The organism is Cupriavidus sp. UYPR2.512, assembly GCF_000379565.1.
Lineage (GTDB): Bacteria > Pseudomonadota > Gammaproteobacteria > Burkholderiales > Burkholderiaceae > Cupriavidus.
Genome location: NZ_KB902965.1, coordinates 82186 through 97795 on the forward strand (window position 1 = coordinate 82186; position 15610 = coordinate 97795).

8 protein-coding genes and 1 pseudogene are annotated in these 15610 nt (G+C 62.1%); 4 read left to right on the forward strand and 5 right to left on the reverse strand.

The annotated features are described in order from the left end of the window. Positions 1–117: 117 nt before the first annotated feature. The gene (locus A3A5_RS0115400; RefSeq protein WP_013951984.1) at positions 118–804 is read right to left on the reverse strand and encodes a hydrolase; all 687 of its coding nucleotides are present in this window, start codon (positions 802–804) and stop codon (positions 118–120) included. A gap of 526 nt (positions 805–1330) precedes the next feature. Here A3A5_RS0115400 and A3A5_RS0115405 point away from each other — a divergent pair. After that, the gene (locus tag A3A5_RS0115405) at positions 1331–1939 is read left to right on the forward strand and encodes a response regulator transcription factor (RefSeq protein WP_051108528.1); all 609 of its coding nucleotides are present in this window, start codon (positions 1331–1333) and stop codon (positions 1937–1939) included. A gap of 196 nt (positions 1940–2135) precedes the next feature. On the opposite strand, the gene A3A5_RS0115410 is transcribed toward A3A5_RS0115405, so the two are convergent. Then, complete coding sequence (locus A3A5_RS0115410) at positions 2136–7643, reverse strand: ATP-binding sensor histidine kinase (protein ID WP_018311456.1); 5508 nt, start codon at positions 7641–7643, stop codon at positions 2136–2138. Positions 7644–7836: 193 nt separating this feature from the next. Continuing rightward, positions 7837–8002 (reverse strand): annotated as a pseudogene (locus A3A5_RS44070) (integrase); the annotation flags it as partial. Positions 8003–8459: 457 nt separating this feature from the next. Between A3A5_RS44070 and A3A5_RS38570 the strand changes: the two are divergent. Together A3A5_RS38570 and A3A5_RS41530 are read left to right on the forward strand one after the other, a co-directional pair. Continuing rightward, on the forward strand, positions 8460–9239 hold the full coding sequence (locus A3A5_RS38570; RefSeq protein WP_198293144.1) for an L-serine ammonia-lyase, iron-sulfur-dependent, subunit alpha: 780 nt from the start codon (positions 8460–8462) through the stop codon (positions 9237–9239). Between the two features lie 11 nt (positions 9240–9250). Next, positions 9251–9772 carry a flavin reductase family protein gene (locus A3A5_RS41530; RefSeq protein WP_081623906.1) on the forward strand — a complete coding sequence of 174 codons (522 nt, stop codon included), beginning with the start codon at positions 9251–9253 and terminating at the stop codon, positions 9770–9772. A gap of 95 nt (positions 9773–9867) precedes the next feature. Here A3A5_RS41530 and A3A5_RS0115430 read toward each other — a convergent pair whose 3' ends face one another. Further along, entirely contained in the window at positions 9868–13317 is a 3450-nt protein-coding gene (locus A3A5_RS0115430; protein WP_026200812.1) for an adenylate/guanylate cyclase domain-containing protein, read from the reverse strand. Between the two features lie 417 nt (positions 13318–13734). Between A3A5_RS0115430 and A3A5_RS0115435 the strand changes: the two genes are divergently transcribed. Further along, complete coding sequence (locus A3A5_RS0115435; RefSeq protein ID WP_018311459.1) at positions 13735–14733, forward strand: GlxA family transcriptional regulator; 999 nt, start codon at positions 13735–13737, stop codon at positions 14731–14733. A gap of 103 nt (positions 14734–14836) precedes the next feature. On the opposite strand, the gene A3A5_RS0115440 is transcribed toward A3A5_RS0115435, so the two are convergent. Continuing rightward, positions 14837–15610: zinc-binding dehydrogenase (locus A3A5_RS0115440; protein WP_018311460.1), on the reverse strand; the 774-nt coding region annotated here is incomplete at its 5' end.

Sequence of the window (15610 nt, forward strand, 5' to 3'; positions counted from 1 at the left end):
GATTAGGGCTAGCTGAAAGTTGGCTCGAAATCCTGGATGAATGAGATCGCTGGTTGCATCGGCCTATGCACGGAAATCGTGCGTAGGCCGATGACTATCTTCTTCCTGATCAGCTGTTTAGCGTGCGGGCACCGGGGCGATGGATTCGTGCCCCGTAGCCGTGCGCTGGGCGGCCTTGTGGACCATCGTGTAGGCGTAGTCGACACCCATGCCATAGGCGCCCGAGTGTTCCTTCACCAGCTTCATCACGGCGTCATACGTGTCGCGGTGGGCCCAGTCGCGTTGCCATTCCAGCAGCACCTGCTGCCAGGTCACCGGCACGGCGCCGGCCTGCACCATGCGTTGCATGGCGTAGTCGTGGGCTTCCTTGCTGGTACCGCCCGAAGCGTCGGCGACCATGTAGATCTCGTAGTTGCCTTCGAGCATGGCGCACAGCGCGAAGGTGGTGTTGCAGACCTCGGTCCACAGGCCGGCCACGATCACCTTGTTGCGGCCGTTGGCCTTGAGCGCATCGCGCACCTTCTGGTCGTCCCACGAGTTCATCGAGGTGCGCTCCAGCGTCTTCTGGTCCGGGAACACGTCGAGCAGTTCCGGATAGGTGAAGCCCGAGAACGACTCGCTCTCGACGGTGGTGATCGTCGTCGGGATATTGAAGATCTTTGCCGCCTTTGCCAGGCCGACGACGTTGTTCTTCATCGCCTGGCGGTCCATCGACTGGACGCCGAACGCCATCTGCGGTTGGTGGTCGATGAAAATCAGCTGGCTGTTTTGCGGGGTGAGGACTTCAAGCTTGGGGTTCGACATTGCGTTGCTCCTGTTTGGGGGGGCGAGAGTAAGGCTGCCGTGGCATCACCGCCGGGGCAGAGCCGCGTCGGGGCGGCTTGGCATAAGGGCCGCGACCGGCGTTTGTGTCCGGAGTGCAACCTGAGGGAAGAATAGTCGGCGCTGTCGGCCGACGCTATTGTCGATTCGTATTAGCCGTCCGCTGCCTTGGTTTCATCGCGAAGCCGGCAGGCTGTGCTACAGCAAATGGGGAGCGGCTTTGCCAACCCTTGCGGCGTAGGAAGGCATTGGGGCTGCGTGCGGGTTCGATGTGCGTTAGCCTGCAAACTGGCCGGCTTGGGCAGCCGCCAACAGTCACACTGAACTAACCCCATGGTATAAGTAGTCCATGATCCCGGTTGTGTGATGTAATCGAGAGTTTTGCGGGGTCAGGTCATGGTGGCGGAAGTGGGCCTGCCCAGACCTCGCGCACCGATGGGTGCACTGGAGATAGACTTTGACAATCAACAGCTTCGTAACCGCAGACACCTGTGCGAGTGATGAAGCGATGGTGCTGATCGTTGATGACGACGCGATGCTTCGCGGCGCGTTGGAGAACCTCTTCCGATCAGTCGGGATGCGCGTCGCACTGTTCGCATCCGCTGCCGAACTGCTAGCATTCGCGTTCCCGGACGCGCCCACTTGCCTACTGCTCGATGTCAGGCTCCGCGGGCAGAGTGGCCTGGACCTGCAGACTCGGCTGTCCCAAACGGGCATCCAGGTCCCAATCATTTTTATGACTGGTTACGGCGACATCCCCATGACCGTTGCCGCTATGAAGGCTGGTGCTGAGGATTTTTTGGCGAAGCCATTCCGTGAGCAGGACCTGCTCGATGCCGTGGCGGCCGCCTTGCAAAAGGATCAGCGTCGCCGCCATGGCATGCGTAAGCTGGATGAACTGCGAGCCAGCTACCAGAGCCTGACGCCGCGCGAGGCCGAGGTCATGCGCATGGTGGTGGCCGGTCTGCTGAACAAGCAGATCGCCGGCGAACTTGGTATCAGCGAGGTCACCGTGAAAATTCATCGCGGCCAGGCCATGCGCAAGATGAAGGCGCGCACCTTTGCCGAGCTTGTATTGATGGCACAGCAACTCGGCATTTGCGAGGCGCGGCATTGAGTCCCTGTAGCCTCCCGCGGTCGGCGGGAGGCATCTAGTGTCCTGTTCTGCAAATACCTTGCCATGAAATCGCCCAGTTGCCCGCCATGCGTCGTTGCTCGTCGTTGCCATAGCTACAGCTATGGCGCCTCCTCGCGCCTAGCCTGACGAGCAACTGGACGATTTCATTTTGGCAAGTTACTTGCGGAACAGGACACTAGTCCTGAGGCGGCAGGGTGAACTGAAACACGGCCCCGCAAGGCACATTGGGGTTCGCCCACAGCCGCCCTCCGTGTGCCTCGACGATCAACCGGCAGATCGCCAGGCCCATGCCCAGACCCTCCGCCTTGGTAGTGAAGAAGGTCTGGAAAACCCGCTCCAGATCTTGCGGCTCCAGCCCGATGCCGGCATCCTGAACCGCAACCAGCACAGCCCTCGATGCGTCGAGGCGCGACCGAATCAGCAGTTCCCGCGGCCGCTCTGCCACCTCTTTCATTGCCTCGATGCTATTCATCATCAGGTTCAGGAGCACCTGCTGCAACTGCACCCGGTCACCCACAACCGGCGGCAGGTCAGGCGCCAGCTCCGTCCGGAGCAGGACTTGATGGCGGCCTACCTCTCCCTGGATGAGGGCAATCGTGTCTTCGATAAGGGTGTTCATGTCAAGGCGCGCCGTGACGGCGGCCGTCTTCTTAAGCAGCGCACGCATGCCTCCAATCACTGCGCCAGCCCGATGGCCATCCTGAACGATGCGCCCCAACGTCTCTCGCACCTCGGCGAGATCGGGCGGCTGGCGAGCGAGCCAGCGCAGGCCCGCATTGGCGTTGGTGACGATGGCGGCCAACGGCTGGTTGACCTCGTGAGCGATCGAGGCGGTCAGCGCGTTCAATGTCGTCACGCGGGTAACGTGTGCCAGTTCGGCCTGTGCCTGGTGCAGCGCCTCCTCGGCGCGCTTGCGCTCGGTTAGATCAAGTATGTAGGAGACACCTTGGTCGCCACCCTCTTCGAATGTCGCGCACCCTAGCAGGACGAGCACGCGGCTTCCATCCTTGCGGAAGAACTCTTTTTCGAACGGCGGCAAGGTCCCGCTGATCCGGAGATCCTGGAGCAACCGTGCGTCACGCTCGCGCCAGTCCGGGGGCGTCAGGTCCGTCCAGCGCAAGGGGGCCGAGGCGAGGTCCTCGCGGTCGTAGCCCAGCATGCGGAGGAACGCGTCATTGGCCTCGAGGATTCGGCCGTCTAAGTGCCAGATGCAGATTCCGATAATATTGGCCTCGACCAAGCGCTGAATCTTCGCTTCGCGTTGCGCGAGATCCCGGTACAAACAAGTAATCTCCAGCGCAGCCGCCGCCTGCGAGGCGAGCATCTTCAGCACGGCGGTTCGGCTTGGCGCGAAGACGCGTGGCGAGAGGTTGTTCTCGAGGTAGAGCACACCGACGAGCTTGGCCTGCGTAATCAATGGCACGCAGAGAATGGATCGGGCATGATGCTGCAGAGTGTACGGATCGTCGGAAAATGGCTTCTGTGTCGCGGCATTGTCGAGAATGATGCTCTCGCGGGTGCGCAGGACATAGTGGAGCACCGATGCCGGCAGCGCAGTCGCAGTCACGCTCTCGTCGCGGAGCTGCACTGTGACAATATCGCCACCGGTCGTAGCCTCTGCTGCGATGCGCTGCTCGGACCCTCGGGGCAGGACCAGCAGTCCCCGTTCCGCGCCGGCCTGTTCAATCGCGGTGCGCATGAGTGTGTCGAGTAATTTGTCCAGGACGATCTCGCCGGACACAGCTTGCGACACGGCAATCACGGTGGCGAGGTCCAGGTGTTCGACCGGCGCCCCGATCGTCGTCGTTGGTGCGGGTGCTCGCTCTTCCCCCCGGAGGTGCGGATGCAACGCATCGAGTTGCCGCACCTTGCCGTCGGCGCCCCAGCGAAGATAGCCGTGGCGGGCATCCTGCATGTAGACACGGGCGATCTTTTCAAAGCCACGTGCAGCATAGAACTGAGCGGCCAATTCGTTGGCCAGCGCCTGAATATGGATGAAATCATTGTCCCGCGCGGTGCGGATGGAGCGCTCATAGTGTTCCATGGCGTCAACGTCGCGACCATCGAGCCGGGCGATTTCGGCACCAACCAAGGTGGCGCGGGCTGCGAAATTCTCGGGACACTGCCCGGCCCACGTCATGAGCTGGCGATGGTGGTCTGCCAATGCCTCCCGGTGCCGGGCCCGTTCCGGAGCAGCGGTCTTGTCACAAGATGCAGCCCGCGCCAGTGCAGCGTAGAAATGGTATTCCGCCTGCTCGAAGAACGAGGGGGATGTCCAGACCAGGCCCTCGGCTCTGTCCGCCGCCATAATGGCTGTTACATGGTCGCCGGCGAGATAGCGTGCCTGTAGTTTGCGAATCCAGTACCAGCAGGTAGCGAGCGTGGAGGCCGGCGCTGCATCCAGATAGCGCTCAAATTGTGCCTCGTCGAACTCGGTGTCATTGAAGGAGCCGAAGATCAGGGTTAGCCCGCGCAGTGTCCTGGCCAACTGGAGTTGGGGCGTGACCCGGTCGACCGCGAGACCGAACCCCGCCCGCCTCGCGAAGTCGATCGTGGTCGCGGCCTCGTGCTGGACCTCGGCCAGCGGATCGCCACAGGCGAGGTAATGCGTGATTAGGTTGTTGCGCGCGAAGGCGGCGTAGGTGAGGTCGCCGAGCTTATCTGCCACGTCGACCGCGCGCCGGATCAGGCTGCGCGCGTCGCGGATCGGGCGGGTCCATTGCATCACGTGACCGCCGAACACCTGGTAAACGCGGGCCTGGAACCGGTCCATACCGCGCTGCTCGACCAGGTCCAGGCCGAGCCGGCCGAAGCGGTATGCTGTCTTGTAGTCGCCGTAATGCGGCCCCAGGATCATGCCGAGCCATGCATAGGCAAGTGACGACGCGTCGCTGTTGCCGAACGCAAGGCTTAGGTTCGTCATCCGTCCAATGATCAGGATGGCCAAGTTGAGATCGGTGTACCAGGCGGGCGGCATGAGCGCGTTGAGAACGTCCATCGTCCCACACGCGATCGCATCGCTCATCAGCGGCAGATCGAGCAGCACCTCGATGGGGCGATCGCCAAGATTTCGCCACATTCGCTCGTATTCCTGGAAAACGTCCTCTTTCGTCGGGTGCGCCGAATATTCGACGCCAGCGCGACGCAGGTAATCGAGGCCCACCACGACGGCGCGCTCTCGTTGACCGAGCGCCAGAAAGAGCTGCAGCCGGAGTTGCGTGATGGCTGCGAGATCGGGGAGGCTTTCGGTTCGGCGCAGGAGCCCAGAAAGGCGCGCCTCCGCCTTATCGGAGGCCCCAGTGAGAAACTCGCATTCGGCAAGGTGGAAGGTGAGCGCAAAAGCGAATCTGGGTCGGCGCTGCCAGGCGTCGTCCTGCATGAAACCCGCACCGGCTGTGAGATAGGCCAGTGCCGAGGCGTAGGCTGTGGAGGCTTTGGCTCGCTGGCCGGCGAGCAGGTTAAGCTCGGCCACTCGTTCCCGCTCTTCGACGGCCGTTATCAGACCGGCGCCACGGTTGAGTTGGCCGACGATCTCGAAGACGCGCTCCCCGATTGCCTCTGCAGGCGTGCCCGCTACCAGGCGCCGGCCGATAGCGAGGTGCGCCGCTGGCCGCGAGATTTCGGGAATTAGCGCATAGGCAGCTTCCTGGATACGATCGTGCAGGAATCGGTAGGTACCGGGCAGGCGCGACACCAGTCCAGCGCGCACCGCCGGCCACAGCGCTGCATCCAGCAACGCTTCGCCGCCATCTTGCACCATGGCGAGCATCTCGATCGCCGCTTCGTTGCCGAGACACGCCAGTTGCTTCAGGGTGTCCCGGGTCGCGGCAGGAAGGCGCCTGAGCTTTCCTAGCATGAGCTCCGCGACATTGTCGGTAAAGCCTTTGGCCCGAATCTTCTCGAGGTCCCACGACCAGCGCGCGTCACGATGATCGAAAATGAGCAGCCCCTCTTCGGTCAGGGCGGTGAGAAACTGGATGGCGAAAAATGGGTTGCCGCCAGTCTTCTCCTGCACCAGTCGGGCCAGAGGTGCGGCGTCCCCAGGTGCACAATGCAAGGCATCGACGATGAGTCTGCTTACATCGTCGAACCCAAGGGGGGAAAGTGCGATGTCATTTACCCGCCCCCCGGCCTGGCGGATTGCCGGCAATCGCAGTAGCAACGGATGTCCGGGCTTGACGTCGTCATTCCGATAGGCTCCGATAAGCAGCACGTGGCGTACCTCCGGCTGGGTCGCCAGATACTCGAGCAGATCGAGTGTTGCCGCGTCCAGCCACTGCAGGTCGTCGAGAAAGAGTGCCAGCGGATGCGCGGCTTGGGCAAAGACGGCAAGCAGGCGCTGGAAAACCATCTGGAATCGGTGCTGCTCGTCGCGCGGCGGCAGCTCCGGCACCGGCGCCTGCGGCCCCAGAATCAGCCCGAGCTCGGGTATGAGCGGCACCATGAGGCCGCCATTCGGGCCCAGCGCCTCCGCCAGTGCGGCGCGCCAGGGCGCCAAGTCGGCCTCGCTCTTGCCCAGTAGTGGGCGGACCAGATTCTGGAAAGCCTGAGCCAACGTCGCATACGGGACGTCTCGCTTATACTGATCGAACTTGCCCGAGGCAAAGAGGCCATTCCTGAGAGCCAGTGCGCTGTGCAATGCAAGCACGGCCGAGGTCTTTCCGATACCGGCGTAGCCGGAAACCAGCACAATCTCCGGCGTGCCCTGGGTCACCACCCTATCGAAGGCAGCGAGCAAGGTTTCAATCTCGCGCTCCCGTCCATAGAGCCGCTCCGGAATCAATGGGCGATCAGGCAGGTCGTGCTCGCCGAGCGGGAAGGTGTCAATGCTTCCCCGGCTTTCCCATGCGACCGAACTGCGCCGTAGATCGGCCTCCAGCCCCCCTGCGGTCTGGTAGCGCTCCTCCGCTGTCTTGGAGAGCAGCTTCATCACCATGGCGGAAAGCACGGCCGGGATCGACGGTACCCGTTCCGCCGGCGGCACTGGCTGTCGGGCGAGATGGCTGTGCAACAGGTCCATCGGGTCGTCGGTGGCGAACGGCAGCACGCCCGTGAGCATTTGATAGAGCGTGACGCCGAGCGAATAGAGGTCGCTCCGCGCGTCGATTGACCGGTTCATGCGTCCGGTCTGCTCGGGGGGCATGTAGGCCAGCGTGCCGGCGATCTCTTCCGGTGGCGCCAGTGCCTGGCGCTCGCGCGACTGGCGCGAGGCAATGCCGAAGCCCGTGAGCCGGGCCTCGATTGGGGCATCGTTCACCAGGATATGGGCCGGCTTGATGTCCTTGTGTATGAGACCCCGCTGGTGGAACTGGTCCAAGGCCGCGGTGATGCTGATGGCCAGGCGCAAGAAACGGCCGACCTCCATGGGGGTGCCCAGCAGCTTGGCAAGTGGCTCGCCACCAGGGTCGTCAAGCAGTAAAACAGTCCGGCCATGCTCCCGCACAAGCTCCAGCGGTCTTACTGCCCAACTGCCGTCCAGTTCGTCCTTCAAGTCGTATTCGTGCGCGAGGCGCGCGAGACTAGTGGGGCGCGGGTGCTCGGCCGCGTACCACACAGCTAGTACAGCCTTTGGCACGCCATCTCGGCCGGGGAGCCAACCTCTACCGACAACGCGATCGCCATCTTCCCATACGACCGGGAAGCTGACACCTCTCTCATGGCCGAAGTAAAACAATGGGTTCATCTGCCGTGTTCCGCTCTCAAGTCGATAACTCCATTTGATGTTTTCGGGCGCTGGGTGGGTCGGATAAATTGCCGTAACGGTGATCCGGTCAAGGGGACCGAACGACGAAATTTTGCCACGGGGATGCCTATCTATGACGGGCTTCATTTGTCTACCTAGGATCACATCTAGGCATGACTGCCTTGTGCAAATACACCAGCAACTGAGTCAGGTCACATAACGAAGTTTGCTATCGATCCCAAGAACATTGCCAGTTCACGGATGTTCGCAGACATCTGCAGGTTGGTTAAAATTGCCCAGAATTCCTGGAGTTTCAATGGCGGCTTTTGCTCGGTCAGCTTGCCGTTGTTCCACGTCACGCTTCAAACACCAACGGCGTGAGTCTCAGACCGAGATCAGATCCCATACTGTTTCGAATGCCTGTTGCTGAATCCCGTCGACGTTTCCTCGCCTCGCTGGAAGCGGGATTGGCTTGATCCGTACACGGCTGTCTGCCAAATCCCTGGCCATAGAATGAATACGCTCGCGCCATGTAGGCCCGGCTGCTACCGAACTTCTTGAACGGCTTCTCTCCGCGGTTGCCGCGGTCGTTGCCCGCAGACGAATCCCACCTTGGCGCAAATGTCCCAATGTGACGACGCACCGGTTCTATCTCCTAACCCGTAGAGTTTGATGTACTAGCGACATGCCCATAAGGCGAACGGCGCTCAGTTCGGAGCGATCGGAACTGACATGGTTGGGGGCAGTATGTCAATCAGCACATTTGATATCTTCCGAGTTGAGAACGGGCCCTCTGGGTCGCATATCGCGGCCCCCATGATCGCAGCTGGCTACCTACATGTGCAGACCGTCGACGAGCATCCGATTCCTTACCCCTTTCGGAGCATCGAGGAACTATTGCAGATGTGCAAGGAGTCAAGTCGCACCATTGCCGACCTGATGCTCGAGAACGAGAAGTGCTGGCGAAGCACCTATGACATTCGCGCTGGGCTATTGGAATTTGCCGATGCCATGGAAGCTCCAATCGCGCTCGGCTGCTCAATCGGCGGCAAATTGCCTGTTCCGATTAGGATGCAGCGCGGTGATGCCGAGCGGTATCAGCAGCAATCAGAGCGCGGTGAGGAGTCTCTAGGTCATCCGTCATGGATGGTCGAGTGTGTTGACCTATGCGCAATAGCGGTCAGCGAAGAAAGTGCTACCGCGGACCAAATAGCGACCGTTCCGACAATTGGTGCTGCGGGTGTAATTCCTGCTGTACTGCAGTACTACCGTGAGTTTGTACCCGGAGCGAATGAGAATGGGGTGGTTGATTTCTTGCTAACCGCAGCAGCCATAGGCATCGCTTATAGGAAGAATGCGTCGATAGCTCGGCCGAGAGTCGATAACGATGGTGAAGTCGGGGTGACCTGCTCGATGGCCGCTGCGGGGCTTATGGCGGTGCTCGGCGGTAGCAACGAACAGATCGCGAACGCGATTGAGATTGGATTGGAGCACAACCTCGTCATGACCGGCGAACCAGTTGAGGGGGGCTACAAATTCCCTGTATCAAACGCGATGCCAAGGGGTGACATCAAGGCAAGCCTTGGGGCAGATTGAAAGGAAAAGCAATGGAACATATTGATGGTCTGACTCTGCGCAAGGCGTTGGGTGCTTTCCCCACCGGGGTGACCGTGATGACCACTTTGGACGCCACTGGAAGGCCATGCGGCATCACCGTCAACTCGTTCAGTTCTGTCTCACTAACTCCACCTTTGATCCTATGGAGTCAATCGCTTTCATCAAGGAGCTACCCCGTGTTTCGGGATGCCGGGCGGTTCGTAGTAAATATCCTCTCGGAGCATCAAATCCCAATTTCGAAACAATTTTCGACAGCTAGCGACGACAAGTTTCGCAATATCGTCTTTCGCCCTGGTTTGGGAGATGTTCCAATTATTAGTTCATGCGCTGCCAATCTGGAGTGCGTGAAGATTTCCGCCCATCCGGAAGGTGATCATGTCGTTTACATCGGACGTGTTGTCCGCCTGGAACGGTCCGAGAACAGGCCACTCGTCTTCGGGAACGGGCGCTACCTTGTAGCACGCGCCCATCAGCAGGATGAACTGGATTCTGTTCTCCCTTTGGAAGCCTAAGGCTGGTGTTCTGCAGCATGTCAAATGTAGTTCGGAAGGCCGCAACTCGGCGATGACAAAGTGCTAATTCGCTAGCCATCCCGCGGAAGATTGGTTCACTGTTCCTCGAGTTTGATGAGCAACGCGCGGGCCTCCCGCAAGTCCACTGTGTCGACGCCTTCACTGAACCAGCCGTAGGTCTCGGACAGCAAGGAGCGGGCCTCGGCATGCCGGCCATGCTGCTGCCACAGGCGGCTCAGCGCTACAACCGCGCGGAGCTTCGGCGAGCGGGCATCCTGCCTGCTGGCAATCGCGATCGCCCGCTGGAAGCAGGCTTCGGCTTCGTTGGCGACCTCGTTCGCTTCGCCCAGTCGGCCCGCTTCCAGCAGCGTCAGTTCTCCCTTGAGTCGATGCAACTCTGCTTCGTGCACCCGCTCTTCGGTTCGTTCCACGACAGCCAGCGCCTCGGCCACTGCTGCAAGCCCCGCTTCAACTTGTCCGGCTATGGCACAGGTTTCGGCCAGTAGCGCCAGGAAATGGGTTCGCAGAAGCTCGGCCCCGGTTTCGCTGTATGCACATAGGCCTTTTTGAATGAGGCCGATTCCCTCTGCTACTTGCCCGCCCGCAGCCAGGGCACAGCCCAACAGGATGGTTCCGCAAGCCAGGCCGTACGGCAAACCATAATCGGTGGCGAGGGCGACGAGTGCCTGCGCGAGATCGTGCGCCAGCTGCACTTCGCCACAGAACAGACGGACCTGCGCAGCGGCTATCAGCGCATCGGCCGTGTCCGAGGGGTGGGATGGGTTCTGGGCCAGGGTGAGTGCCTCCTGGCTGCGTGTGCAGGCTTGGGCCGGGTAGGCAAGCATCCACAGGTCCATGGCAATGAGGGCCAGCCCTTGCACACCAGGTTCCAGGCCATAGACGTAGGCATGCGAGCGGTGCTGCCGGGGGTCATAGAGTGCCATGGCCTGCTCCAGTCGCGCACGAGCCGGCACCAGTTCGCCAAGATAGAACAGATTGGCGCCCAACGCCCGACGTGCCTGGACCAGCAACGCAGGATCCTGCGCCCGTTCGGCCAGGTCAAGCAACTGCTCCGCCAGTTCGCGAGCAGTCCGGAGCTCCGCACGGACTGTGTAGAACGTGCGGAGTCCCATCAGGGCAGTAAAGAGCTGGTCCGTCTCGCCGAGTTGCCGGCAGAGCGCGAGCGCGCGCGTGTACGTTGCGCCCACTTGCGGGGCAGCGAAGCCTCCTTTGGCCATCCAGGCCGGGCCGAGGGTGATCTGGAGCGCGAGTTCCTGTTCTGCGCGCTCGCGGCCATCTGGTAGCGTGGCGAGCAAGGTCAGTGCCATGGTGAGGTGGGTGACCGCCTCGGCGTCAGCCGAGCGTTGCACGGCCTGGCGCCCGGCTCGGTGCAGGTACTCCACCGCCTTCGGTGTGTTGCCGCTGCGGCTGAAGTGATAGGCCAGCTCGCTGCAGTGCTCCTCGAGCTGAGCACTGAACAGGGCCTCGATCGCCTGGGCGGTGCGCTCATGCAACGCACGACGCCGCTCACTCAGCAGGGAGCCGTAGGTCACCTCCTGGGTCAGCGCATGCTTGAAGCTGTACTCGACCTCCGGGAACGCTGGCTGCTCGTAGATGAACTCCCCAGCCTGCAGCCGGGCCAGCAGGCTCTTCGTCTTGTCCTCGGGCTGCTCGACGACGCGTGCAAGCAGGCTCCAGGGAAATATCTTGCCGATCACGGCCAGGGTCTGCAGCAGCGCTTTCTCGGCTGGCTGCAGGCGGTCGATGCGGGCGGCGAGCACCCCTTGCACGGTGGCGGGAATGTGCAGCTTGCCCGGGACCTGTTCGAGGCGATAATGCCCGCGCTCGCCGCGCAGGACTTGCCCCTCGACCAGGTCCTGCACCACTTCCTCGATAAAGAAGGGGTTGCCTTCGGTCTGCTCCAGAATCAGCGGCTCGAGCCGGGCAAGTTCGGTGGCGTCGCCCAGCAGCGCGCGCAGCAGGTCCCGAGCTTCGGCTTCGCCAAGCGGATCCAGGCGTAGCTGGGTGTAATAGCTCTTGCGGCTCCAGTCGTGCCGGTATTCCGGCCGGAAATTGACCAGCAGCAGGATGCGTGCGCTGGGCACGCTCTCGCCGAGAAAACCGAGGAAGGCCTCGGTTTCGCTGTCGAGCCACTGCAGGTCTTCGACGATCAGCTCCAGTGGCTGGGTGAGGCTTTCGCGCACGAGCAGCCGCTTGATTGCCTCGAAGGTGCGCTGCTGGCGGATCTGGGTGTCCATCTGCGCCAGTGCCGAGCCTGGCTCGACGGCTCCCAGCAGGTGGCAAAGATAAGGCAGGCTGTCTTCCAGCGCACGATCCAGCGTCAGGAGCTTGCCAGTGAGCTTCTCGCGCCGCCGGCGCTCATCGTCTTGCACCGTGATCTGGCAGTAGTTTCGCAGCAGTTCGATCAGCGGCAGATAGGGGTAGGCTTTGCCGTGCGAAACCGAGAAGGTTTCGAGCACCAGGCCATCGCGCGGCGCGAGCAGCTTGAACTCGTGGCAAAGCCGTGACTTGCCGACCCCTGGTTCGCCGACCACGCCGACAATCTGCCCATGTCCGGCTCGTGCCCGTGCCCGCGCATCGTGCAGCTGTTCGAGTTCCCGGGTGCGCCCGACAAAGCGCGCCAGGCCGCGGCTGGCCGACACCTGCAACCGGGTGCGCAGCGGGCCCAGACCGACGACTTCAAAGACCTCGAGCGGCTTGGGCAGCCCCTTGATCGGCGTTTCTCCGAGGGCCTTGAACGCGAAATAGCCTTCGGTCAGGTTGCGGGTGTGTTCACTCGCAACAATCGAGCCGGGCACTGCAATGCTCTCCATGCGCGAAGCAATATGGATCGAATTGCCCACTGGATCATAGTCAGTGTGCAAGTCCTTGATGCGGATCGTGCGCACCACAACTTCGCCGGAATTGATGCCGACACGGATCTGCAGCGCGATGCCCTGGGCGAGGCGCACGCCGTCAGCGTAATGACGCATGGCTTCCTGCATGCGCAGCGCCGCCAGCAAGGCCCGCTGCGGATGGTCTTCGTTCGCGATGGGCGCGCCGAAGAGCGCCAGGATGCCATCGCCCATCGACTTGGCGACATAGCCCTCATAGTGATGCACGGCCTCCATCATCAGCGCCAGCACCGGGTCGATCAGGCGGCGGGCGTCTTCGGGATCGAGGTCATGGATCAGCGCGGTCGAGCCGGCCATGTCCGCGAACAGCGCGGTGACCATCTTGCGCTCGCCGTCCGCCGGGCCGCGGGCTTCCATCTCTGCCTGCGCCGCGAGGATGCGCTCGGCCAGATAGGGAGGGGTGTAGTCGATGGGGGTGCTGGACGCAGTTGCCGTGGCACCGGGGGCCGCGCTTGAGGCAGCGGGGGCGCTTACGGGAGCGCCCAGCGGCGCGCCGCATTCGCTGCAAAACTTGGCGCTGGCAGCCGCCTCTTGCCCGCAGGCCGGGCAGGCGCGCACCTGCCTGGCGCCACATTCCTCACAGAATTTGGCACCTGCCGGATTCTCGAACCCGCACCTTGCGCAGCGCATGGGCCTGTCCCCTGATGGGGCTAGCGACAGTCAACGATTAGATCTTATCAAGGCGGGCAGGGCCCGTCGAACGAGATGCCGTGCGCTTGCGCGTGGTGCTCGCTCCTGGTCGGAGCTTACTCACTGCTTCCGACAGCGCGGGCGTTGGGGGCCACTAACCGGCGGTTGCCAGGCCAAGCGGCGGGCCGAAGTGCTGTCCTATGTCTTCCTGCCCGGCCCATGTCGAGATCAGTGCTCAGTTCGCCACGTGGGTCAGGATTGGCAACCAGAAGGCCGCCGCGCGGCTCCGTCCCCTTACGTTTAATCCAGCGCCTCGCGTTCGCGCTTTGCCAGACATAGCCACTCGGAATGGTTGGATACAATGGGCGTTCGACGTGCGCGGTCAAGCTCCGACCGCGCCGTGCCTCGCTGTGCGGAATGAGAACTACTGTAGACATCGTCATCTATCCCGGATTCAAGGCCATAGAAGCGGTTGGCGCCATCAATGTCTTCGACTATGCCAACACCCGTTTGCGGCAACTCGGCAGTGATGCGAAATACGAGCTTCGCATGGTTGGGCCGCATGCCGGCGTTATCCGGTCCGATACGCTCATTTCGCTTGATGCAACGAAGGCGCTCAATGATTTGGTGCCCGCCGATGTGGTGGTGATTGTCGGGGCTCGCGACATTCTGAATGTCCTGGCGGCGTCTGGCGATATCGTGGACTGGTGCCGCACGTGTGCTCACAGGATAAGAACCATTGTGGGCCTTTGCTCGGGAAGCTTTTTTCTCGCTGAGGCAGGCTTGCTGAGCGGCCGGCGCGCTGCCACGCACTGGAGTGTGGCTGAACTCATGCGACAACGTTATCCCGAGATACTGGTGGACGCAGACGCCATTTTCATTCGCGATGCGCATGTCTGGACGTCTGCCGGCGTGACCGCCGTCTTCGATCTGGTCCTCGCCATGGTAGAGGAGGACCTGGGTCGCGATATCGCGTTGTCGGTGGCGAGAGATCTTGTGGTCTACCTGAAGCGACCGGGAGGGCAGTCGCAGTTCAGCGAACATCTGCTCAGCCAGATGACGGTTCATCCGAGGGTTCGCGATATACAAGACTATATCCATCGCTCACCAAAGGCGGATCTCTCGGTAAAAGTCCTCGCGGCGCGCTTTGCGATGAGTGAGCGAAATTTCTCCAGGGTGTTCCTGAAAGAGACCGGGCACACGCCTTCGGCTTATGTGGAGCAGACCAGGCTGGATGCGGCCCGGCGGCTCCTTGAAGACGGTGAACAGCCGCTGAAACGGATCGCCATGGAGAGCGGCTTTGGGTCAGAGGCGAGGCTGAGGCAGGCGTTCCAGCGGCGGCTGAATGTGACCCCCGGCGCTTATCGTGAGCGCTTCGCGAGCACTGGCGTCGAGGATATTGCTGACGTAGCTTGATGCGGCCCACCTACTGTGGGGAATGCCGGATCGCGCCGGTAGAAGCGCTGTATGCCGCCATGGCAGCCGTCTGGACAGCAGTTCCAGGCTCACGGCCCGCTCCTCAGTACAGCACCACGGAGCGGATCGACTCGCCGCGCTTCATCAGGTCGAAACCTTCGTTGATGCGCTCCAGCGGCAGCGTGTGCGTGATCAGGTCGTCGATGTTGAGCTTGCCGTCCATATACCAGTCGACGATCTTCGGCACGTCGGTGCGCCCGCGCGCGCCGCCGAAGGCCGAGCCCTTCCACTCGCGCCCCGTCACCAGCTGGAACGGTCGCGTCGAGATCTCCGCGCCGGCCTCGGCCACGCCGATGATGATCGACTTGCCCCAGCCCTTGTGGCAGCACTCCAGCGCCTGGCGCATGACCTGCGTGTTGCCGATGCATTCGAACGAGTAGTCTGCGCCGCCGTCGGTGAGCTGGATGATGTGGTCGACCACGTTATCCACGTCCTTCGGGTTGATGAAGTGGGTCATGCCGAACTTGCGCGCCATGGCTTCGCGCGCCGGGTTCAGGTCCACGCCGATGATCTTGTCGGCGCCCACCATCTTCGCGGCCTGGATCACGTTCAGGCCGATGCCGCCGAGGCCGAACACGACCACGTTGGCGCCGGCTTCCACCTTGGCCGTGAACAGCACCGCACCCACGCCGGTGGTGACGCCGCAGCCGATGTAGCAGACCTTGTCGAACGGCGCATCCGGGCGGATCTTCGCCAGTGCGATCTCCGGCACCACGANGTGGTTGGCAAATGTCGACGTGCCCATGTAGTGGAAGATCGGCTTGCCGTCGATGGAAAAGCGCGAGGTGCCGTCCGGCATCAGGCCCTTGCCCTGCGT